The following is a 20695-nucleotide window of genomic DNA, read 5'->3' on the forward strand; positions in this document are numbered from 1 at the left end:
TTAAATTTGAAGCTTTTGTTATCATTAAACTAGACTAATCTTGGTCAGGAGTTAATTTTATGATATCCCCTCAAATTATTGAACTGGAACAAAAGTTACGAAATTTTTCGTTTGAAGATAAACAATGGTTATTAGAACAGTTACACAAGCATTTAGAAGGTTTCAAAGAAAATGTAAATAGAAAACAGGTCAAAGATTTGATTATGGAAACATTAAATGAGGTTCAAAATATGCCCGATAATTGTTATCATGAAGTTTGGCAAAAATTTGATGACGCTTGTGTGAGAATTTCAGGAAACTTAGAAGAATCTGATTTACTATGATGTTTGCTCAAGATTCACCTCTTGTTATTCTTGATACTTCGGTTTTTCTTTCAGCTTTGTTAAGTAAAAATCCTAACAGTGCGCCTTGTCAAATTATTCGTTATTGGCGAGAGGGTAGATTTAAGTTAGTTATTTCTCCTCAATTATTGGAGGAATTGGTTGAAAAACTATTACTGAAAAATATTGACAGAAATTATATTAAGGAGATTTTAACGGCTATTTTTTATACTGCTATCAAAATTCAAGGCATTTATCAAGCAACGCTACTCGATCAGGTTGATCCAAATGATAATATGTTTTTGGCAGCCGCTTACGAAATAGGTGCTGATTATCTAGTTTCTTTAGATAAAAAACACATTTTACCGCTAAAGCATTATCATCATACACAAATTTTGTCCCCAAATTTATTCTTACAAGTCTTACAAAATAGTTAAAGGTAAAAAGGCGATCGCGTCTATTTGTAAAGAGATAATCCTAATCGTTAGGATTTCTTTTAAGATAAGATTTAAAGACAGGATTAATAGGAAAATAGGACGAGGTTTCTGATGATAATTTATCGAGTAAACAGCGTCTCATTAATGACTGAATAGTTGCCCAAAATTCAGAAGTAGATAAGTCAAGACTAGCAGTTTTGGAAAACTTTTCTACCGCTTCAGTTTGATTAGCTAACCAGTGTATCACCTTTTTTTCTGTTGCGGATAAACGCTGTAAATGACATTCGATCGAGTTTTCTATATCCCCTAAATAAATTTCATTGTTCATTTGTTCTAAAAATAAGGATACTTCTCCATCAAATAGCTCAATAATAGTTGAGGAGATGATATTTAACCAGTTAGGATGACCTTGATAAAGTTCGCTCAGTTCCGTCCATTTCTCCTCACTTTTTAAACCGTATTCTTTGAAGATTTCTTCAAATTCTGTTGTGAAACCTTGCAGGTATAAAGTTTTAATTTTATCGGATTTTAAGGTGACAAAATCTCTGGGAAGTTCCCAACTAATTAAAATCAAGCAACTTTGATGAGATGTGGTAGCAATTTGCTGAAAAAATTTATGATAATCCTGACAGTCGCTTAAATATTTACCTGCTAATTCCACCGGTTTAAAAATATTCTGCACATCATCAAGAATAATTAAACAACGATAGGAGCTTAGATAATCTATTATATCAGGTAAGGGGGTTGATAGAGATTGGGCGAAAAACTGTTTTAGATCATCTTTGAGAGCGATTAATTGAGGAATATTTTCCAGACTGCGGTAAATAATATAATCAAATTGTGGGGCAATTTCTGAAATTAATTTAAGGGTTAAAGCTGTTTTTCCAATTCCACTTAACCCATAAATAGTAATTAATCGAGTTTTATTATCTAGCCATTCTTTTAAGGTTGATATTTCTAACTTACGTCCATAGTTATACCTTAATTCAGGAGCTTTTGTTAGGTTAATTATTGGGAATTGATGATCATTATCTGGAAAATTTGAAGACTTTTTTAAGTTGTTTTCTGAGTAGGGGTTATTTTCTCTACAGATATTTATATGGTTATTACTAATATTATTACCATGATGGCTAACAAAGTGATAAATAGTAGATGAAGCTTTATTTTCTAAAACAGAACGAACATTAGACTTTTTTATATCTTCTTCAAAAACATCTGATAACAGTTGCCATAACTTCCATGCTTCTTTTTTTATATGGTCATAACTGCGCTGATTATCTTTGGCAATTTTTTCGTAATCTTGATGTTCCCAAATACCCTGTAAGATGGATTCTTGCAAAGAATCAAGATGTTTACCGGTTTTCTCTAATACCTGTTTATCTGTCCATTCTAAAAGGTTTTGAATATCCATATAAGTAAGCGAAGAACATTTGTATTACTGTTTGGGATAAGGGAACAGATTTTATTTTTCTCGTTTTTTTATCAGACTAATAATCATTTTACTTCCCTCTTGCAAGAGATCAATGTATTGCCTACGAACATTTTACCCCATAAAGTCGGGAAGGGCAAACTGTCATACCAAATTCGCCTTAGAAAGTAAAGCTTGTAGTCATATTACTCGTAGGGTGCGCCTTTCAATAGCGTAACGCACCAATTTAATAATAGAGGTGGTGCGTTACGGCGAATTATTAATTTTGGTTTTTTGACTAAATTGATAGCCGCCTAACGCACCCTACACTCTACGGACTCGTAGGGTGCGCTCTTCAATAGCGTAACGCACCAATTTAATAATAGAGGTGGTGCGTTACGGCGAATTATTAATTTTGGTTTTTTGACTAAATTGATAGCCGCCTAACGCACCCTACTGGACTGTTTCAACTAAAATAGGGCAATAGATTTCGGCTTAAAGTCTTAGATTATAGAATTTATAGCATTTTTCTAATACACCAAATTAGCTGAAACAGTCCACTACACTCTACGGACTCGTAGGGTGCGCTCTTCAATAGCGTAACGCACCAATTTAATAATAGAGGTGGTGCGTTACGGCGAATTATTAATTTTGGTTTTTTGACTAAATTGATAGCCGCCTAACGCACCCTACACTCTACGGACTACTGATTAACTAGAAATTTGAGAAAAGATTAATAAAGGGTTTTTTATTTTTCCAGCGATAGGTATTAAAATCTCGATTATCAATTGATAAGATACGTCCATTTCCTAACTCTTCTGCTAAGATAACTAGGGAGGCATCGGCTAAGTCCATTGGCAGACTTTGATATTGTTTCATAAGGTCTTGAATTCTTTCTAGATGAGTATTTTCAAGGTGAAATAATAGAAATTTTTGGGGATGTCTCTCAAATACGTTCATTAATTTTATTTGTTTTTCAACTCCTGTATAGAGATTTGGAGAACGTTGTAAAAGAAGATGACAACTTTCTGTTAAAACACACCAAGTTGTAATTAGGGGTTGAGAAGAATACTGTGCTAAGGTTTGCTGTGCTATTAGATGATATTGATCTTTATTGTTAAATAAAGCCACCCAGAACCCAGTATCAACGATGATCATATTTAGCTTTTAATCCTTCTTTGAGAACGGATTTATAATTAGTAGAAAGGTCTGATTCTGCACTAATACAACCGATTAATCCAGATTCTTTTAAAATGTCTAGGGTACTTTGAGCTTCAGGGTTTATTTTTGCTGCAATCTCTGGCTTTTTTGCTAAAGAATAGCGTTTTTTTAATAACTCAATAAAATCAATCAGTAAGTTTTGTGCTTCTTCAGGTAATTGGTTAATATCTTGTTGAATTTGTTCTAAGTTAATCATTAATTGTCCTCCGTTAAGGTTTTTAAACAGGCTGCTAATCTTTAAGCGACTGTTTCTGACATTTAAACCTCCTGATTTGTTTCCGACTGTCCCCTGTTACTTAATCGATTAATATTAATGCCAATGCTTGATTAATAATTTTATTTTTATCGATCATAGCCTCAATTTCTTCTGGTTTATATATACCTTCAAAAGCTTCTAATGCCGCTTGTCTTAAAGCGGAATAATAAGCATCATCTAAGGTTTCTTTTAATTCTTCTATTGTTAGATAATTTCCTCCAGTTTTACGTCGTTGATTAATGCGTTGAATCTGTCGAACAGAATTAGAAATAGAGGTTTCCCATGAGCGGGTACTGCGGTTTTCTGCTTGCTGTTTAATCAGATGTAATAGGACAATAATACTAAAGCTAAAAATCTTATTGAGCTTATCATCTTTGCTCATTTCTGTCATTTCCTCTACCAAAATCAAGGCATCGGGAACATTGCCAGCTAGTAATAGATTTTTTAACTCTAATAATTCTTCCATTTTTTACTTTTTTTTACTGATTAACCTCTTAATTTAGTAATTTGTTCTTTACATTAGATATTGTTAAAGTTGGAAAAACAAGCGAAAACTTTTGCCTGTTTTCTTGCCTTATTAAGGAAAATTTAGCCTTGTTTCATGAGCCTTGCCCTCCTTTTTGTCACTAAATCCCACTTTATCCCACGAAAATTATTATATCAGAAAATCCAAAATGGCCACAAATTCCCACAGACAAAACCAAAGTGAACATCTAGATTGTAAGAATCACTTAGTTTTTTGGATTTTTATCAGGTTATGAACAAGATACTAGCTAATTGTATCAGCTTAGGGATCGGATTGGGTGCGATCGGGGTGGCGTTACCTGCACAGGCCGCCTCTTTTCAGGGTTTAGGGTTCTTAAATGCTATCAATTTAATTAGCCGTGCGCAGGGAGTATCGGCAGATGGGTCTGTTGTTGTTGGTGAAAGCGCCAGTGCTGGTTATCAGGCATTCCGTTGGACACAAGCAACGGGAATGGTAGGACTGGGGTACTTACATTCTGGGGTTGATTTATATAGCTATGCTTTAGGAGTATCAGGGGATGGGTCTGTTGTGGTTGGTCACAGCCGGAATACCAGCAATAATGGTACGGATGCATTCCGTTGGACACAAGCAACGGGGATGGTGGGACTAGGGAACTTATCGGGGGGAGGCATTACCCCTATCAGTGCTAATGGAGTATCAGCAGATGGGTCTGTTGTTGTTGGTTATAGCAATAGTGCTGGTGGCCAGGAGGCATTCCGTTGGACAGAAGCAACGGGGATGGTGGGACTAGGGGAGCTATCTGGGGGTGCTTTCCAGAGCAAGGCTTTAGGAGTATCAGGGGATGGGTCTGTTGTTGTTGGTTATAGCAATAGTGCTGGTGGCCAGGAGGCATTCCGTTGGACAGAAGCAACGGGGATGGTGGGACTAGGGGACTTAGATAATGGGTTTGGTTATCTTCTATCTGCAGCTAATGGAGTATCAGCCAATGGGTCTGTTGTTGTTGGTGAGGGCAATAGTGCTAATGGCCCTGAAGCATTCCGTTGGACAGAAACAACGGGAATGGTAGGACTGGGGGACTTATCTGGAGGTAGTTTCTATAGCACTGCTTCAGGAGTATCAGCCGATGGGTCTGTTGTGGTTGGTAATAGCAATAGTGCTAATGGTCAAGAGGCATTCATCTGGAATTCCAGACAAGGGATGCGGAGCTTAAGAGAGATTTTAACTAATGATTATGGTTTAGATTTAACCGGTTGGACTTTAATACAGGCGACTGGCATTTCTGCCGATGGGTTAACAATTGTGGGTACTGGACTTAACCCTAATAATAATGTTGAATCTTGGATTGCTCGTTTAAATCCGCAAAATAATCCATCTGTACCGGAGCCTAGTTCTATATTAGGGTTAGGACTGTTTTCTTTGGTGGGTTTTTTAATTAAGAAACGGTCATAATCTAACCTGACTTTGATGGGAAAGTCCATAAATTACCTATTTTTGGCATTTCAATCAGTTAGCATCTCAATCATTAGATAAAAGGGCATCCTCGAAAAGGGGTGCTTTTTTGTTGTTCGGATGTATCGATCGAGCTACAATAAAAGGGACTTCTCTAGGCGAAAATATGGCTACAGGCATCGATATTGGTGAATTTATTGTTGCTAGTCCGGATATTTGTAATGCTCGTCCCCGGATCGCGGGAACTAGAATCACGATTCAAAGTTTAGTCATGGATCATAAAATGGGAATGAGTGCCGAAGCGATCGCTAAAGAGTATCCTCAATTAAGTCTGGCTCAAATTTATAGCGCTCTAGCGTATTATCACGCGAATAAAGAACAGATAGAAGCCGATATCGATGCTTACCGAGCCGATTGTGAAGACTGGGAATCCCGATATCGAGCCGGTGAATTGTAATGAGTCAAATCCGTCTCTACCTTGATGAAGATGCGGGTCAACGCTCGGTCGTGGAAGCTTTGCGGAATCTGCGGTCAGTAAGGTATAGTCATTTCAATTAAAATTGAGAATATTAATCCCAGAGTTCATAAGGGTTTTGTCGGTATAGAGTGTATCAGACTTATCTGAAATGACTATAACTAATGATTTCGTTAGTACCGGAACCTAGTTCTATTTTAGGGTTAGGCCTGTTTTCTTTGGTGGGTTTTTTAATTAAGAAACGGTCATAATCTAACCTGACTTTAATGGGAAAGTCCATAAATTCCCTATTTTTGGCATTTCAATCAGTTAGCGTCTCAATCATTAGATAAAAGGGCATCCTCGAAAGGGGGGCTTTTTTCTTGTTCGGATGTATCGATCGAGCTACTCTGTTCTCACTCAACAACCTCGGAGAAAGCGGGTTTCTTAACAAAAAAATCTGAGCTTTAATTTAGATATTTACCAGAAACCCGCTTTCTGTTCCACTGACTGATAATAAACCTCAAAACAATCCTATTCATGGTTATTTGCCCGTTTTTAGTCCTGATTTCAAAGCAGATTTGGCTTGGTGGTATCGAAACGAACCGAAAAAAGGCGATAAAATCTTAGACTTAGTAGCAGATATTTTGGATGGCGATCCGTTTACAGGATTGGGTAAACCCGAACCTCTTAAGTATATTGCTGCCGACCCTTGGTCACGACGGATCGATTTAGAGCATCGTTTGGTTTATAAAGTCACAGGAAATAAGGTTTATTTTTTACAAGCTCGTTATCATTATCAATCAGGCTAAACTCAGACAAACCCATCAAGAACTGTTACAGGAGAAAGGGGACAAAGAACTTAGTGAGTCCCCCCTCGCAGCTAGGTGAAGCAACAGCCCAACCCAAGACAGAAGGAGGACAGTGAAACAGTACACACTAAACTAAGCAAAGCTGTAGCCTACGTTACATTTTAATAAATCTTTACATTCCTCCAAGATTTAATCCTCATAAATGCGGCACTCTAAGGCATCGGGATTGGCTTCGCAGTAGGACTGGAGTGAGTTATTCCCCTGTTTTTTGACCCGTTGATGGGAAGCTTCGGCTTGGAGTTCCTCCACCACATCCCAGGCTGCGGCGCAATCGGGAGAGATTTCACCCTTGGCCGCGCAAATTGCCCGTGCGTCTTCCCGGGCTGCTTCAATTTCATCTTCAATGAACAACCGCTTGGGCTTTTCGACAAAATCGCTCTTGAAGAGAATATCACTCACAGAAATAATGCCCAGCAAAGTTTTGCCCTGAATCACCGGGGCGCGGCGAATGCGGGTTTGAGCAAATAACCGGGCTACATATTCCACCCCCAGTTCGGGATTGACGACCACACAGGGCTTGGCCATAATTTCATAGACCCGCATAGTTTTAGGATCGTGGCCAAAGGCCGCCACTTTGTAAACGATGTCGGTTTCGGTGACAATTCCATAGGGGTCCTGTTCATGGCGCGGTTCGACAATCAAACCCCGCAGTTTTTTTTCTTTCATCAATTTCACGGCATCGGCAACCGTTGCCGAACCACGAATGGTGACAACGTTTTGGGTCATAATTTCTTGAGCTTGCAGCATAGGAGTTGGATGGTGTTGTTAAATTAAAGAACTGGTATAAATGCAAAAGTTGACTAGGGTTGTCCCGATAGCAATTTCCTAGACTCTTGTGGGCTGAGTGCCACTTTGAACACAGATGACAAAGACCAATGGGCGCTCGCTGGTTGGGGCTGGGGCGGCATGGCCGCAGCTGTGCTCCCCTGAATGCCTGGAGCATAGGCCTCCAGCACAGCGCCGTTTTGCCAACACATGGCGATGAAATAATCACACACTGGGCATTCCGTCTGAGCAACCTGCCGGGCTGGACACTTATATCCTGCGGGCAGGCGATCGCTCAAGAGCCGTTGAGCTACGCTGCCACAGTTGGGACACCGAATTTCTATAAGCTTGTTCATCGCCATACCTCAAAATTGAATAGTGGTGTGAGAAGGAAAGGGTCAACGTCGGACGTTTGCCCAGAGTGTTCGTTCACGGTGGAAGACTTATAATTGTCGTTCTACTGCAGCCGTAAATTCTTCATAGGGTTTAACCCCAACTAATGTTTCTATCAATTTCCCCTGTTTAAATACCATGACAGCCGGAATACTTTTAATTCCAAAGCGTTTGGCCACGGGTTTGTTACTGTCCAGGTCAAGTTTGAAGACTTTGGCGCGATCGCGATAGTCATCGGCCAATCGATCGATCAACGGTGCCACCAGTTTGCAAGGTCCACACCAGGTTGCCGTGCAATCTACCACCAACAGGGATTCACTCTTTAAGAGGGAATCAAATTCAGTTTCATCTTGAATAAATGTAGCCGTACCCATGTTTATATCTCCAAATTGATGCTGTGTAACTTAGGACAAATTCTCTGCTCGCTGCGTTTTACAAGATAAATTCAGCCTTGAACCGCTCCTCCTCTAAAAATGCTTGGCTTTTGACTCTTTAACTTTCCCCCAGAAGGGGGTTGGGGTTCAGGACTATGAATAAAGAAAAATGGCATTAGTCAATGTCCGCCTCCCGGGGGTATCGTCTATAGTTTGGTTGTCCCAGACATCGATGGTGAGATCTAGTCCCTGCTCATGCAGGGGTTTTACTTTGTAAGTCGTCATCGGCTGCCCCCAATCAAAACAAATTTGCGACGTTAAGTTGCGATAATATAGTTTTGCAAGTTATTGCATTTAGATACCCTATGACAGCGACCCCTTCCAACGATTTATCTGCCTGGGAGCGGCTAGAACAAGGCAGACAAGCAAAAGCAAGCAACGGTGGTTATGCGGGCTACGGCTCCCCTGCCTTTGGACAACGATCGATCGATGGGGAATTAGTGGATGATCCGGAAGAGTGCCGGGTCATTGAACTGATTCGCCGTCATCACAAATCGGGGAAATCCTTGCAGAAGATCGCCGATTGGCTTAATGAACAGGGCTACACCACCAAACGCGGTCAACCATGGCAGCGTATTTCCGTAAAGCGGGTGCTGGATCGACTTTATGGAAAGGTGTCCAGAATTTCCGGAGTAACCCTTTAGGCCGACCAGAACCCGGAAGTACTCACCCCAGCGTCTGGTGATGCCGCTCCTAAAACCATTAGAGGCTGAATAACCCCTAAATAAAAAGTTTCAGGCTTTAACCTGTTACATCCCTCTATGATACACCGAAGTGGGTCTAAAATCTTTACGAGTTTAATAAAAATTGTAACAAAACGTTACATCTTTTAGGAAAAAGTTAAATGACGCTACACTTTGAGATAGTTTTAGAACGGGTTTCAGCAACTCTGAGAGTCTGGGTTCTTTGCCCGGGGGCTAGTCTGCCTATCTTGGCCTTTGCGATTGCGGGATGGTGCTGATGTCCTTTGATACACCTCTGAGTTGGGCCCCCGATCTGGAAAAAGCGATCGATCGCCACCCCTTGACGGTGCCGCCAACGACTTCCCTGGCAGATGCGATCGCCATGATCGGTCAGGCCCATAGCCGTCTGTGTTTACTCACCGATGACCTATCCCCTCTAGCTGCTCCGGCCGGAGAAGCGCGTGTTAGCTGTCTGCTGGTGGTGCAAGGGCAAGAGTTATTAGGAATTTTGACAGAACGGGATGTGGTGCGACTCACCGCTCAAGGAATTAACCTGACCGAGACAACCGTTGCCGATGTGATGGTACATCCCCTGATCACCTTGCCCCAGCAATCTGCTCAAGACATTTTTGCTGCCCTGTTTTTGTTTCGGCGCTACCGCATTCGCCATTTGCCGATTGTCGATGACCAAGGACACTTAATCGGGGTGATCTCCCATGAAAGTATTCGCCAGATTTTGCGTCCGGCCAATCTGTTGCGGTTTCGTCGCGTATCCGATGTGATGACCAGTCAAGTGGTACAGGCCCCACTCACCGCCACAGTCCTGCAATTGGCCCAGTTAATGGCTGAACATCGTGTCAGTTGTGTGGTGATCACCCAACGAGATTCAGAGGACAATGACTGCCCGGTGGGTATTGTGACAGAGCGAGATCTTGTCCAGTTTCAAGCAGTTCAAATCGATCTGCACAAAACTAGGGCCCAGACGGTGATGAGTACGCCCTTATTTCTCCTCAACCCCGAGGATTCCCTGTGGACGGCCCATCAGGAAATGCAAAAACGGCGGGTGGGGCGTTTGGTGGTTTCTTGGAACTGGGGTCGGGGGTTGGGTATTGTCACACAAACCAGTCTGTTAAGGGTTTTTGACCCGATGGAAATGTATGGGGTGATTGAAAATTTACAACAAACGATTCAACAGCTAGAGTCCGAGCGATCGCCCTCTCTTCCTTCCCCACCAGCGGACTTATTACCCCAACGGACCCGCACCCCATCAGAAAAAGAGAGCGCTGGCGATCGCGAATTATTACTGGCCTTGCTGGACAATGCTTACAAAGACGTAAAGTATATGTTGGCTAACTTAGATATTGTCGTCGAGCAGCGGCGATCTTTGCTTCAATCTGTTCTAGATAAGCTTGCCCACCTCGGTCGTGAAATTAGCTCTTAAATAACCAGCTTGCTTCTATTCATACTAAATCTGGTTAAGTAAGCTAAAACGCACTTAAACCACCTAAAATAGAAATAGTAATTTTAGAAAAATCCTACTTATGCCAGCCAAAGATTTCCTAGATTTAGAAGAAAAGAAAAACTTACAAAAAGCTCTTAAAGAAGAAGAAAGAGCAGAAGTTAGGGAAAGAATTTTAATGTTTCTCTTGCTGAACGACGGGGGGGTGATTCGGTAGTAGTGATGGCGGCTTAATCCTTTGCTTTGCTGTGCATCGTAGTCATGGATAAAATACCAAAGGGTTCCCCAACGTGATTCTCCATTTTTTTAGAGAAAGATAGACTCTCTCTCACCAGCCGAGAAATCCTTTGTCGAAAGGTATTATTGAATCTTTCAATATGATTAGTTTGACCAGTTTCTTTACCTACTGCCCGATGACGTTTACTAGGAATTACTGTCTTATAGGACTCCCAAAAGTCTGTGTAAGCAACCGCGCATTGTCGGTAAACACCTGGTAAACTGGCCCCAAAGTTTTTTAGCTGATTGACGACTCCTATCTCCGCGCATAGCAACCAATAATTTCTCTTGTCTTTCTATCAATTGCCAGCCAAATATAAACCTTTATCGTCTTAGAAAAAACAAAAGACCACATCTCATCACATTCTATAACCAATTTACCTTTTGGTTTGTCCGAAACCTTTATTTGACGGGGGACAGCCGCCAGTTTATTGTTGACATAGTTTTGTAACCATGACCAACTTACCCCTGTTACTCTAGCAATTCCTCGCAAGGAAATTCGTTCGAGCAAGAGTTTATCAATTAATTGTTTGGTTTCGTCAGAGACAGTTTTATTAGTGGGATTGATCACAAACTGACGACCACATTCTTTACATTGACGTTTGGGTTTTCCATTATGAATAGAACCATTCTTGATAGTATGGTGAGAACCACAATTAGGACAGGGGAATAGAGGTGAACTAGGGGGGGGATTTTGTTCGGTGCTAGACTGATATTTGAGTAAGCCAGACAGGAGCCAGAAAAAGATATTTATCATAAAAGTCATGATCAAGCTAGAGGTTTAAAGACTGATCGGGTTCCAATTATTTTTATTCATAAATATTTTACACAATTCATACCAGGTAAGCAAGAGGGCTACGCCACTACTACCAAATCATTACCGGGGTTTGTTTTTGGCATCTATTAATACTTCTAAAAATTGTCAAACTTATTAATTAGGGTTTGCTGAAAAAGTAAAAAACAAAAACTCTCAAAAATCAGCCCGAATTTAAGATAAGTTTTTCTGTTGAGAAATCAGCTTTGTTATCATCTTTTGTAATCAAAGAGGGATGAATAAAGCTAAATTTAGATGTATAAAGAAATAGGGACAAAAAAAGACAGTTAACCTGTCTAAGCAGGTTAGAAAGATTGATGACTAAAAAAGTAATGGCAATGGAAGTTTCTGAAGTTTTATCAAGTTTTGTCATGATACAATCAAGACTATATCTTCTTTTTGCTTGACCAAATTTACCTTCAATTGCATTCCGAATTCCTTCATCCTCAAGAGCTTGTTTTTTAGTTTCTTTACTAATATTTTTAGGTGGTCTTCCTAGAGGAACTCCACTGATTCTAATTCCTCTTTCTTTACACCAAGCTAGATTTTTTCTAGTTCGATAAATTTTATCAACATGAACTGATTCTGGATAATATCCTGTGAATTCTTTATACTCTTCTACTTGCGCTTGTAAGTCCCCAGATTCATTAAAATTATCCCAACTTAAATGGTCTAAAAATACATAACTCTCAAAACAGCTTACTGAGATTTTTGCTCCAAATTCAACTGGTTTTCCTGCTTTTCCTCTAACGATAGGGCGGATGTGTGGTTGGGTTATACTCACAATTCTATCATCAATTCTCGATGATTTATTTTCCCACATCCACAATTGTTGACGATAAACTTCTGTCACCACTAAAAACATTTTGTAGTTTCTTTTGCTGAGACTACTTAACTCTGATCCCCCCTCGATTAATTTCTCTATTTGAGATAGATTTCTTTTGATATATTGCAGTTGCTTCTTGATAGCTTCTCGTCTTTCTTTTTGAGAACAACGACGTTTTTGGGCTACTTTTAAATAATCTTTTCTCGCTCTTTTTCTATAAGTTCTTGGCTTTTTCTTCAGCTTGATTCTCAAATTTTGATAGAGACAATCTAGAATGTTTTCTGTTTTCTTTCTTGCTTGATTTAATATCCCTAAATCCTGGGGATAACTTAGATCAGCAGGTGCGCAACTTGCATCTAATATTAATTTTCCTTTATTTTTTATTTGACTCTCTTTTTCTTCTTCTTTTCTTTCACTTTTTTCTTCAATTTCCTTCTTTTTTCTCTCTCTCATCACCATTCTTTTATTGATTTTATTGATTAAATTCTTACTGATTCTTTTACGAAAATTAACGAACATTGTCGCATCAAATAGAGCTTCATTACTATAGGCTGACATCCCTAGAAAATACTGTAAATAGGGGTTTTCCTTGATTTGCTCTATGGTTTCCCTGTCGCTTGTTTTTAATTTTTCCTTAATAATTAATGCTCCTAATGCCATCCTAAATGGTTTGGCTGGCGCACCCATTTCTTCGTCAAAATTTTGGGCATATTCTTCTTCAAATTCTTCCCAGGGAATTAACTCTGCCATTATTATCCAGCGATTATCTGCTGATAATTTTCCCTCAAAAGGCAACTCAAAGTTTTCTGGGGCAATTGAAGACTCGTTCGTTTTTCGGGACATCTGTTCTTGTCGGATAAGTGCAAGGGTATTTTACCAATTTTAGCCGTTTTCTGTCCCTTTTTCTTGACTTTTTGGGAATTTAATGTGGCTGTAATCCTTATATCATAAGTATTTCACAGTTATTCAGCAAACCCTAATGATGTCTTGAATTTGCTGCGCTGGGATGTCCGTTTGGTCAGATTTGGCATAGATGAGGAGCATCAAAACACAACTATTGTCTTTAAGTTGATAGATAACACGATAGCCGCTACTTTTGCCCTTTTGAATATCGCTGTTTTTGAGGCGAACTTTAAAGACAGTGTAGCCCGTCCCTGGGATTCGATCGCCGATGAATTTGCCTATCTGAAGGTCATCAATTAGGGGTTGTATATCAGTACGAATGCTCCGATAGCGTTTGGCGAGGGTGCGAAGTCGGTCTTTGAATTCATCAGAGAAAAGGATTTTAATAGAGGGGATTCCTTCAGACATCTATGCCATCCCACAGTTCAGAGATGGGATGTACTTTGCCTTCTTTAGCTTGCTGAAGAGAAATACAAAGACTGGTGAGGATAAGTTCTTTTGGTTCGTCGTCGGGGTCAGTGGATGGAGTGAGGATATTACGCGATACTAGCAATTGGTAGAAATCATCGAGTGCCATTCCCGTTAGTTCGGCTGCTTGTTCAAATTGAAGACGTTGCTGCTGATAGAGCATGATAGCGATTTCCGTGAGCATTTGAGCTTCAGTCATTTGGACTGTTTGCAGAAGTTCAGTGGGAAGGATGAGGCTCATAGAGGTTTCATTAAGTGGTGGTAACTTCATTGTATCGCCATTAAAAAGTAAACCACAAAAGTTGGCTAAATTGCTTCTAAAAATACCATAAATGCCCCCTTAATTTAGTTAGTTGAGAGTGCGAAACGCAGGAACAGCAGCCGGTTGTCGAGAGATGATGTCAAATCCCGTCATACTTTATCTTTATTTCTGACCGGCTGCCTAGAAAAATCAGAAAGTAAAAGTCGTGCGGATAGTACCGATAACTAAGGTGGAATTGTTGTTATTTGAGTTAGGAGAAGTAATCACGATTACCCCCGGAGTAAGGGCAATATTATCGGTGAGTTTCCACTCATAAAATCCTTCGATATGAAAGGAAGTATCGGGATCATTAGTGGAACTGCCATCATTTAATCTAATACTAGAACTAGATACCCAAGGCTGCATACCAACAATAATACCGGCCGTATTTCCTTCCTTAAATAAATCAGGAAAAGCCAAAGTTACCGCCCAATTCCAGATATCTAAATCCCCGCGTTCTAGTTGTCCATCTAAGGTGCTAAGGGTGATAGCTTTTGTGTAACCACCCCAACCACCGAGGACAAAACCATCGACAATTCGCCAAGTAAATTGTAAACCCAAACTATTATTAATGGTCGGGACAGCCTCCCCGAATAGTTCTTCGGTGAAAAATCGGAAATTCGAGCGCTGACTTCCCGTTCCCGTGTCTAATTGGTTATAACCATGAAAGTAGGATAAAGCAATGCCAAAATTATCGTTTGGAACATAACCCAGCTGCCCTAGGGCAGTATAGGAACCGTTAAATAAACCCGCTCCCGGGTTAGGATCGTTAGCATCCCCGGCAAGATAACCGGCGCTGAATTGGAAAGCCCCATAATTACCCTGTAAACCGAGTCCAGTTTGTCCGGGAGCAAAATAAAGGGGATTGCGAGTACCAAAAGCGGAAAGCGCCCCACTAGCGCCATCTCCATCCAAAAAGTTGAGGGTATTGGTAAAGTCATCTTTAGCACCTCCCGTCGCTTCTAACCAGAGTTGGATGTTTTCCGTTAGGGGGAAACTGTAGTTTAAAACTTCTAGTAGTAAATCGTTACCATCGGGTTGGGTAAAGGCTAAGGTACTTTCAAAAGTTCCCGTAGTATCGGCTAAATCAGCAATATTTCCCGTTGCTAGACGGGTATAGAGTAAATCTTTGCCTGTGAAGCTAGTATTTAATTCTAAACGGGCCCGATAACCAAAAGCTGGTACTTGGGGAATTCCTTCACCACCGTTTTTTTCTCCTGTGGCTACCCCATATAATGCCATCACCACTTCCCCAGTTAATTTAGTAGTGGTGGAAAATTGATTATTTTCCAGAAAAGCGACTCGATTTTCTAAGTTATCAACTCTAGCCCCTAAGGCCGCTAATTCTGTCTCGAATTCCTTGACTAATCGCTTGATTCTGTCTAGATCTTCTTTTAATACCGCTACTCCTTCTTGAATCAATCTTTCCAGGGTATTTAAGCAGGCATTCAACCCGGCGGCAAATTCCCAACGAGTTAAAGCGCGTTCACCGCGAAAAGTGCGGTCAGGATAACCTACTATACAACCATACCTCTCCACGAGACTTCTTAAGGCCTCAAAAGCCCAGGCGGTGGGAGAAACATCCCGCAATTGATTGACACTTGTTACCTGTGCCATGGGGTTACTAGAGAGGTTTTCGAGACTATTAGCCAGTACCGGACCAGAAAAACCCAGTAATATCGCTGCTGTTAGGAAATTTTGCTTGATTTTCATTGCTGTCTCCTACACCTATAAGAATGATTATTGTTCTCAGTATAATTAGGTTAGCAAACTTTTTCCAGTCTGGCACTATTGCAAATATTTTTCAAATGTTACTCCAGATAAAATCTGAATTGCCTAGCATTTATTGGTTAAAATAAATCTTAAATGATAATAAAAGCAATAGGTAAATAATTTTATTTTTCCTAAAAACAAGATAGAGACGCTGCTGACAGCATCTCTAAATGATTATTTTTGGTTCAATTGAGGATAAAAAGGAGGTAACTAGCGCAATTCAGCGTTAAACTCGTTAAAAGAGCGTCTTTTTAACTCTACCGATTCTAATCGAGGCAGAAGATCAAAAACCTTTCTTAAGACATCATCCACATCTTCATACTTAACATTGCCCAAACCATCATAAACCACTTTACCTTGTTGGTCTAAAACCACCGTTTGGGGAACCCCACCGCGATAATAGTAACCCGGTTCATCGGGACGATAGGAAGACTTTAAGGGGATAGAATCGACAGTAACGGGGATAATACTGGCGGCGCGACCGTAAAACTCTTGAAAACGGGAGACAATCGCCGCAAATCGCTTACAATCACTACTATCATCCAGATAATAGACGATTATAGCTGGAATTTTCCGTTGAAAAGTTTCCGCTAAATTTAGACGCGGTGGTACGAGGGAACCATTACCCGCATAGACCACAAAAATATTACCATCGAGGCGATCGTCATCGATCCCCGCATAGGCGCTAGGGGTTAGCCAAGGAGACAAACTCGTCAGAGCAACAATAAGAAAGACAAGAAAGATCTGAAGACGCAGCCGATAACGAGATTTCATGATCAACAGGGTTAAAATATTAAGACAATTTTTAGTTTGACATACCCCACGCCGTAAACGGACGTGGATTCTTCTCGCATCACTGCTGAGAATTTCTGGCTCAACGAGTCCACTTGAATTAGATTCCTGGCGAAATCCAACCCAGAGGTGGTTCTCTCCTCAGACTTTCGCGACCTTACAGAAGCCTGTTCTCGTATGCCCTACGATACAGTTCAAAACCTCTAAAATAATTGGTTTCTCTGGTACTTGACGCTTAGAGCTTTTACCTATAGGAGCATTCCCCTATAGAACCCCATAACTCTAGTTTTCAAGGTGCGTTCATCCTGCGATGACTGGGTTTTTTAAGCGGTTGCTTACCCGGCCCGCTATTCTTAATATCATACATCAGATAAAGTCGCCCTAAAAGGGCGAGGCTTTAAACCCAATTTTTCGGTAAAAAATCTTGTGACCTTCGAGCGCGATAATTCCCAAACCACCTCGCGAGTCATTGCCGCTAACTCGCGCTTTGCCAATACTTATTATGCCATTCTAGGACTACATCCGAGTGCCTCGGTGATCGAAGTGCGACGCGCCTATCGGGAACTGAGTAAACGATACCACCCCGATACTACCGAACTCAGCCCCGAAGTGGCAACGGCTAAATTCCAGCGTCTTAACGAAGCTTATGCCACCCTGAGTAATCCCGATCGCCGTTCCCTGTATGATTTACAGATAGGTTACTCGCGCTGGAATGTCATCCAAACCATCCCCGATGGCGATCAACCCATAGCTAATCGTAGCGCCTATCTCGATCCGACCGATCGCCCCCTATCTTCGGGAGAGATTTTTGCTTTGTTTATCTTGGCACTCACCCTGCTGGGCTGCTTGTTACTAGCGGTGATTATTGCTATGCTTCGAGGAGAGAATGCCGTCACTGTAGCCCAATTATTTTTGATTTAGATGCGATGAAGATTCCCACTGCCGATACTCCCCTCTATAATCATCCCTTACCGGCGATCGAAGCATGGCTAGTTAAATTAGGTTGTCGGAAAAATACCGAGAATATCCACTGTTGGACTGTGGAAAAACCGACATGGAAAGCGGAAATCTGCCTCGAAATCGAAGAAATCACCGTTCGTTACTTTCGGGCAGCCAATGACGGCAGTGACATCAATCGCGCTTTTAAATACTCCCTTAGTCGCCAAGATATCGAATCGGCGGTTTTTTCTGGTCCCTAATCATCGGTTAAACTTTTGACTATCTAAGGCTTGCTCAATAAATCTAAAAACCTTGTTAGGTAAGACTTTTAGACTTTTTGGTTTCCAAACAGTACCAGATCTGGGAGTGATCGGGGGGAGAATTCAGGGACTTTTTCCCTGAAAATTGGCTAATTGACCACCTGAAAATCGGTAAAACCCCACACCCCACACCCAACCCCCCCGATGTCGGGGGGGTTGGGGGGGCCACACCCTACCCCGTTAAGACAGCACCGCAGTTGGCAGCGAGGAGAGCTAGTCCGAGCATTTGTACTAAATTGTCCGAGACACGCTGTCAATCCAGTACACTTGTTCAGACTGAAATCAACGCTCCCCCACAACTGGAACCGCTGCCAGCAGTGCAACCGTAGCAATAGGAAGCGGTTTGTACCTCTGTAATTACATCTAAACTATCCGCTTGTAATAAATCCGACAGGGTTAATTTTTGTCCTTGACTGGTGCAAGCAGCCAGATCCTCCATCTGATTAAAATCGCAGTCATAGATATTACCCAAATAATCAATGGAAAGCTGATTACGACACATCAAATGCTCGACAGTATCGCCATTAAAATGGTCTTCGAGGAATTGAAGATAGGGTTGATAGAGTTGCCGGTGTTCCAGATGGAAGCGCGTCCTGCCGACGGGTAGGTTAGTGATAGTAAACAGATTGTTAAAAGAAATATTAAAATGTTCTTGCAAGAACTTTTTGTAATCCCGTGTTAGGGATACCTGATCCGGTGTGAGAGAAAAATTCTCTGACTTAGGAATCTGGGGATTATAGACTAAATCCACAATCAAATTCGGCTCTTGAGCGTAGCCGAGACGGTTTAACCATTGTAAAGCGGCGATTGATCGATCATAGACTCCCAGACCGCGCATTTTATCCACATTATCGGCAAGATAACAGGGTAAAGAAGCCACCACCCGCAGCTGATGGCCAGCGCAATATTCAGGAATATCAGTAAATCCTTTCTCGAAATAAATAGTTAAATTCGAGCGCACGATTACCTCTTTCCCCGCTTTTCTAGAGGTTTCCACAATTGGCTTAAAACCGTAGAGCATTTCCGGAGCGCCGCCAGTCAGATCGACGGTTTTAATTTGGGGAAATCTTGCGATCAGTTCGATAATTTGTTCGCACACTTCTGGAGTCATTTCTTCGGAGCGAACTGGACTAGCTTCCACATGACAATGGCTACAAGCAAGGTTACATCTTTTCCCCAAATTAATTTGCAGAACCGAGATTTTTTGCTTAGTTAAAAGAGTGTTTAGTTTCTCAACAAAAGGAGTCATGGGAGAGTAATCAGTAATCAGTGAAAGGTAAACAGTAAACAGTAAACAGTGACCAATAACTAATCAATGATAACTGGTAACTGATAACTGATAACTGATAACTGGTAACTGGTAACTGACGGATCAAACTTGTCTCGACGCTGCTTTTTTAACAGCAACCGCCTCCGTTATAGTGCCAAGTGGACTCGGTGATGAGGATATCTTCGGCAGAGAAACGAGCTAAGTTGCTCGCAGTTTTATCACAGACAGCCACCGGTAATCCTTTGGCTAAAATATGCCCAGCACCATCATCAAAAATTGCCTCCGTACCAGTATAAATAGCAGTTCTGCCCGTAAAAATACAGGCCCCATCTTCGGGAATAGCTACTTTAAAAGCAACGGAATCCAAACTTTCTAAGAGGAGCGGCTCGGCTAAATTATAACTCTGACAGTCCAGTAAACGATAGGGACGACGGGCCCGAATTTCTACCTGACCAAAACCAGCAGCGATCAACTGTTGAATATAATCATCGTAAGTCAAGGCCCCCGATAGACACATAGCGCGTAAACGCTGATCTTCTTGCAAATGTTCGGGAATTGGACGAAGGGCGATCGGATCGCTCATCAGTAAACGTCCTCCCGGTTTTAAGACGCGAAAAGCTTCGCGTAAAGCTAACTGTAAATCGGCTGGTTTAAAGATATTAAAAAGACAATTCTGCGCCACCACATCGACGGAGGCATCCTCCACCGGCAATTCAAAGGCAGAACCATCTCTAATTTCCACAAAATCGAGACTAAACCAGGGATTTTCCAGCAGTGCTTCGCCGAGATTTCTTTGGGCTGCCCAACGCATTTCCGGCACTGGATCCACCGCAATGACTCCCCCCGGACGACGGGAAAAATAGGCGAATTGCAGTGCTTCTAAACCACCACCCACACCCACATACAAAACCCTGGGAGAATTGCCCAATTCATTAACCTGCACCGTCGTGCCACAACCATAGTTCATCTCCTGCATAATGGCGGGGATTTTTAACCCCGGCAGTTGCAAGGGACTGCCCTGGACACAACATAGCCCCACTTCAGGAGTTTGGGCTACTTCGCTGTAAAATTTGGCAGTGGCTTCCAGATAAGTCATTTTCATCCTTTCAACTCCTTTTCTCTGATCAATTCAAGGATCGACTTCCCATCCTCGCCCAAAGCTATCTTAGCATTTGTACTGACCTTTAACCCCTAACTGATCACCTTTAGATAGCCAAGTTCATCGGCGCTCAAATCCCAGAAACGGGTTACACTGTCTTTAAAGTTCGCATCAAAAACAGCAATATTCACAAGGGCAAAAGTAGCGGCTATCCTGTTATCTATCAACTTAAAGATAATAGTTGTGTTTTATTTAAGATTGATTATTGGGAGTATA

22 protein-coding genes and 3 pseudogenes are annotated in these 20695 nt (G+C 41.3%); 11 read left to right on the top strand and 14 right to left on the bottom strand.

Translation table 11 applies throughout. From position 1 onward, the window contains the following. Positions 1 to 59 precede the first annotated feature (59 nt). Positions 60 to 323 (top strand): hypothetical protein, encoded by a 264-nt coding sequence (locus B5D77_RS24315; protein ID WP_008199794.1) that lies wholly within the window; start codon positions 60 to 62, stop codon positions 321 to 323. Further along, complete coding sequence (locus B5D77_RS24320; protein WP_008199795.1) at positions 320 to 757, top strand: putative toxin-antitoxin system toxin component, PIN family; 438 nt, start codon at positions 320 to 322, stop codon at positions 755 to 757. The genes B5D77_RS24315 and B5D77_RS24320 overlap by 4 nt, the downstream gene beginning before the upstream one ends. Before the next feature lie 40 nt (positions 758 to 797). Here B5D77_RS24320 and B5D77_RS24325 read toward each other — a convergent pair whose 3' ends face one another. The 4 genes from B5D77_RS24325 to B5D77_RS24340 all read right to left on the bottom strand — a co-directional run bounded on the left by B5D77_RS24325 (position 798) and on the right by B5D77_RS24340 (position 4108). Continuing rightward, complete coding sequence (locus B5D77_RS24325; RefSeq protein ID WP_106909824.1) at positions 798 to 2168, bottom strand: AAA family ATPase; 1371 nt, start codon at positions 2166 to 2168, stop codon at positions 798 to 800. Between the two features lie 711 nt (positions 2169 to 2879). Then, the gene (locus B5D77_RS24330) at positions 2880 to 3323 is read right to left on the bottom strand and encodes a type II toxin-antitoxin system VapC family toxin (RefSeq protein ID WP_106909825.1); all 444 of its coding nucleotides are present in this window, start codon (positions 3321 to 3323) and stop codon (positions 2880 to 2882) included. Then, complete coding sequence (locus B5D77_RS24335) at positions 3310 to 3582, bottom strand: hypothetical protein (RefSeq protein WP_002761103.1); 273 nt, start codon at positions 3580 to 3582, stop codon at positions 3310 to 3312. Before B5D77_RS24335 ends, B5D77_RS24330 begins: the two co-directional genes overlap by 14 nt. Before the next feature lie 100 nt (positions 3583 to 3682). Further along, positions 3683 to 4108 (bottom strand): DUF29 family protein, encoded by a 426-nt coding sequence (locus B5D77_RS24340; RefSeq protein ID WP_106909826.1) that lies wholly within the window; start codon positions 4106 to 4108, stop codon positions 3683 to 3685. A gap of 291 nt (positions 4109 to 4399) precedes the next feature. Here B5D77_RS24340 and B5D77_RS24345 point away from each other — a divergent pair, with 291 nt between their 5' ends. The 4 genes from B5D77_RS24345 to B5D77_RS24360 all read left to right on the top strand — a co-directional run bounded on the left by B5D77_RS24345 (position 4400) and on the right by B5D77_RS24360 (position 6844). Further along, positions 4400 to 5578 carry a PEP-CTERM sorting domain-containing protein gene (locus B5D77_RS24345; RefSeq protein ID WP_008199812.1) on the top strand — a complete coding sequence of 393 codons (1179 nt, stop codon included), beginning with the start codon at positions 4400 to 4402 and terminating at the stop codon, positions 5576 to 5578. A 166-nt stretch (positions 5579 to 5744) separates the two neighbouring features. Next, entirely contained in the window at positions 5745 to 6035 is a 291-nt protein-coding gene (locus B5D77_RS24350; RefSeq protein ID WP_106909827.1) for a DUF433 domain-containing protein, read from the top strand. Positions 6036 to 6217: 182 nt separating this feature from the next. Further along, the gene (locus B5D77_RS28255; RefSeq protein WP_071823541.1) at positions 6218 to 6304 is read left to right on the top strand and encodes a PEP-CTERM sorting domain-containing protein; all 87 of its coding nucleotides are present in this window, start codon (positions 6218 to 6220) and stop codon (positions 6302 to 6304) included. Between the two features lie 234 nt (positions 6305 to 6538). Beyond that, the gene (locus tag B5D77_RS24360; protein ID WP_039899790.1) at positions 6539 to 6844 is read left to right on the top strand and encodes a Txe/YoeB family addiction module toxin; all 306 of its coding nucleotides are present in this window, start codon (positions 6539 to 6541) and stop codon (positions 6842 to 6844) included. A gap of 189 nt (positions 6845 to 7033) precedes the next feature. On the opposite strand, the gene B5D77_RS24365 is transcribed toward B5D77_RS24360, so the two are convergent. Further along, positions 7034 to 7651, bottom strand: coding sequence for a CP12 domain-containing protein (locus B5D77_RS24365; protein WP_008199826.1), 618 nt, complete (start codon positions 7649 to 7651; stop codon positions 7034 to 7036). 461 nt (positions 7652 to 8112) lie between these two features. After that, entirely contained in the window at positions 8113 to 8436 is a 324-nt protein-coding gene (gene trxA, locus B5D77_RS24375) for a thioredoxin (protein WP_002778933.1), read from the bottom strand. Positions 8437 to 8768: 332 nt separating this feature from the next. On the opposite strand from trxA, the pseudogene B5D77_RS24380 reads away from it, so the two are divergent. The 3 genes and pseudogenes from B5D77_RS24380 to B5D77_RS24390 form a co-directional block, all read left to right on the top strand. Continuing rightward, positions 8769 to 9209: pseudogene (locus B5D77_RS24380) on the top strand (recombinase family protein). 238 nt (positions 9210 to 9447) lie between these two features. Further along, positions 9448 to 10620: a CBS domain-containing protein gene (locus B5D77_RS24385; RefSeq protein ID WP_008199830.1), complete on the top strand. Its 1173-nt coding sequence runs from the start codon at positions 9448 to 9450 to the stop codon at positions 10618 to 10620. A gap of 100 nt (positions 10621 to 10720) precedes the next feature. Beyond that, positions 10721 to 10840: pseudogene (locus tag B5D77_RS24390) on the top strand (IS630 family transposase); the annotation flags it as partial. Positions 10841 to 10887: 47 nt separating this feature from the next. On the opposite strand, the pseudogene B5D77_RS24395 reads toward B5D77_RS24390, so the two are convergent. The 6 genes and pseudogenes from B5D77_RS24395 to B5D77_RS24420 form a co-directional block, all read right to left on the bottom strand. Then, a pseudogene (locus B5D77_RS24395) lies at positions 10888 to 11551 on the bottom strand (IS1 family transposase); the annotation flags it as partial. A gap of 340 nt (positions 11552 to 11891) precedes the next feature. After that, complete coding sequence (locus tag B5D77_RS24400; RefSeq protein WP_106909828.1) at positions 11892 to 13397, bottom strand: IS5 family transposase; 1506 nt, start codon at positions 13395 to 13397, stop codon at positions 11892 to 11894. Between the two features lie 123 nt (positions 13398 to 13520). Then, positions 13521 to 13865 (bottom strand): addiction module antitoxin, encoded by a 345-nt coding sequence (locus B5D77_RS24405; protein WP_106909829.1) that lies wholly within the window; start codon positions 13863 to 13865, stop codon positions 13521 to 13523. After that, entirely contained in the window at positions 13858 to 14196 is a 339-nt protein-coding gene (locus B5D77_RS24410) for a UPF0175 family protein (protein WP_008199858.1), read from the bottom strand. The genes B5D77_RS24405 and B5D77_RS24410 overlap by 8 nt, the downstream gene beginning before the upstream one ends. Before the next feature lie 180 nt (positions 14197 to 14376). Beyond that, positions 14377 to 15939 carry an iron uptake porin gene (locus B5D77_RS24415; RefSeq protein WP_008199860.1) on the bottom strand — a complete coding sequence of 521 codons (1563 nt, stop codon included), beginning with the start codon at positions 15937 to 15939 and terminating at the stop codon, positions 14377 to 14379. Between the two features lie 270 nt (positions 15940 to 16209). Next, positions 16210 to 16773 carry a thylakoid membrane photosystem I accumulation factor gene (locus tag B5D77_RS24420; RefSeq protein ID WP_106909830.1) on the bottom strand — a complete coding sequence of 188 codons (564 nt, stop codon included), beginning with the start codon at positions 16771 to 16773 and terminating at the stop codon, positions 16210 to 16212. Between the two features lie 444 nt (positions 16774 to 17217). Here B5D77_RS24420 and B5D77_RS24425 point away from each other — a divergent pair, with 444 nt between their 5' ends. Further along, positions 17218 to 17712: a J domain-containing protein gene (locus B5D77_RS24425; protein WP_002736811.1), complete on the top strand. Its 495-nt coding sequence runs from the start codon at positions 17218 to 17220 to the stop codon at positions 17710 to 17712. 5 nt (positions 17713 to 17717) lie between these two features. Next, positions 17718 to 17990, top strand: coding sequence for a DUF3143 domain-containing protein (locus B5D77_RS24430; protein WP_002779884.1), 273 nt, complete (start codon positions 17718 to 17720; stop codon positions 17988 to 17990). 331 nt (positions 17991 to 18321) lie between these two features. On the opposite strand, the gene arsS is transcribed toward B5D77_RS24430, so the two are convergent. Both arsS and arsM read right to left on the bottom strand, forming a co-directional pair. Continuing rightward, the gene (gene arsS / locus B5D77_RS24435) at positions 18322 to 19299 is read right to left on the bottom strand and encodes an arsenosugar biosynthesis radical SAM (seleno)protein ArsS (RefSeq protein ID WP_106909831.1); all 978 of its coding nucleotides are present in this window, start codon (positions 19297 to 19299) and stop codon (positions 18322 to 18324) included. A gap of 148 nt (positions 19300 to 19447) precedes the next feature. Continuing rightward, on the bottom strand, positions 19448 to 20422 hold the full coding sequence (arsM, locus tag B5D77_RS24440) for an arsenosugar biosynthesis arsenite methyltransferase ArsM (RefSeq protein ID WP_008199869.1): 975 nt from the start codon (positions 20420 to 20422) through the stop codon (positions 19448 to 19450). Positions 20423 to 20695 lie beyond the last annotated feature (273 nt).

The organism is Microcystis sp. MC19 (assembly GCF_003019735.1).
GTDB lineage: Bacteria > Cyanobacteriota > Cyanobacteriia > Cyanobacteriales > Microcystaceae > Microcystis.

Bases quoted from the DNA above. Each gene is read 5' to 3' on its own strand.
- B5D77_RS24315 (WP_008199794.1), top strand. From the start codon at position 60: ATGATATCCCCTCAAATTATTGAACTGGAACAAAAGTTACGAAATTTT.
- B5D77_RS24320 (WP_008199795.1), top strand. From the start codon at position 320: ATGATGTTTGCTCAAGATTCACCTCTTGTTATTCTTGATACTTCGGTT.
- B5D77_RS24325 (WP_106909824.1), bottom strand. From the start codon at position 2,168: ATGGATATTCAAAACCTTTTAGAATGGACAGATAAACAGGTATTAGAG.
- B5D77_RS24330 (WP_106909825.1), bottom strand. From the start codon at position 3,323: ATGATCATCGTTGATACTGGGTTCTGGGTGGCTTTATTTAACAATAAA.
- B5D77_RS24335 (WP_002761103.1), bottom strand. From the start codon at position 3,582: ATGATTAACTTAGAACAAATTCAACAAGATATTAACCAATTACCTGAA.
- B5D77_RS24340 (WP_106909826.1), bottom strand. From the start codon at position 4,108: ATGGAAGAATTATTAGAGTTAAAAAATCTATTACTAGCTGGCAATGTT.
- B5D77_RS24345 (WP_008199812.1), top strand. From the start codon at position 4,400: ATGAACAAGATACTAGCTAATTGTATCAGCTTAGGGATCGGATTGGGT.
- B5D77_RS24350 (WP_106909827.1), top strand. From the start codon at position 5,745: ATGGCTACAGGCATCGATATTGGTGAATTTATTGTTGCTAGTCCGGAT.
- B5D77_RS28255 (WP_071823541.1), top strand. From the start codon at position 6,218: ATGATTTCGTTAGTACCGGAACCTAGTTCTATTTTAGGGTTAGGCCTG.
- B5D77_RS24365 (WP_008199826.1), bottom strand. From the start codon at position 7,651: ATGCTGCAAGCTCAAGAAATTATGACCCAAAACGTTGTCACCATTCGT.
- trxA (WP_002778933.1), bottom strand. From the start codon at position 8,436: ATGGGTACGGCTACATTTATTCAAGATGAAACTGAATTTGATTCCCTC.
- B5D77_RS24385 (WP_008199830.1), top strand. From the start codon at position 9,448: ATGGTGCTGATGTCCTTTGATACACCTCTGAGTTGGGCCCCCGATCTG.
- B5D77_RS24400 (WP_106909828.1), bottom strand. From the start codon at position 13,397: ATGTCCCGAAAAACGAACGAGTCTTCAATTGCCCCAGAAAACTTTGAG.
- B5D77_RS24405 (WP_106909829.1), bottom strand. From the start codon at position 13,865: ATGTCTGAAGGAATCCCCTCTATTAAAATCCTTTTCTCTGATGAATTC.
- B5D77_RS24410 (WP_008199858.1), bottom strand. From the start codon at position 14,196: ATGAAGTTACCACCACTTAATGAAACCTCTATGAGCCTCATCCTTCCC.
- B5D77_RS24415 (WP_008199860.1), bottom strand. From the start codon at position 15,939: ATGAAAATCAAGCAAAATTTCCTAACAGCAGCGATATTACTGGGTTTT.
- B5D77_RS24420 (WP_106909830.1), bottom strand. From the start codon at position 16,773: ATGAAATCTCGTTATCGGCTGCGTCTTCAGATCTTTCTTGTCTTTCTT.
- B5D77_RS24430 (WP_002779884.1), top strand. From the start codon at position 17,718: ATGAAGATTCCCACTGCCGATACTCCCCTCTATAATCATCCCTTACCG.
- arsS (WP_106909831.1), bottom strand. From the start codon at position 19,299: ATGACTCCTTTTGTTGAGAAACTAAACACTCTTTTAACTAAGCAAAAA.
- arsM (WP_008199869.1), bottom strand. From the start codon at position 20,422: ATGAAAATGACTTATCTGGAAGCCACTGCCAAATTTTACAGCGAAGTA.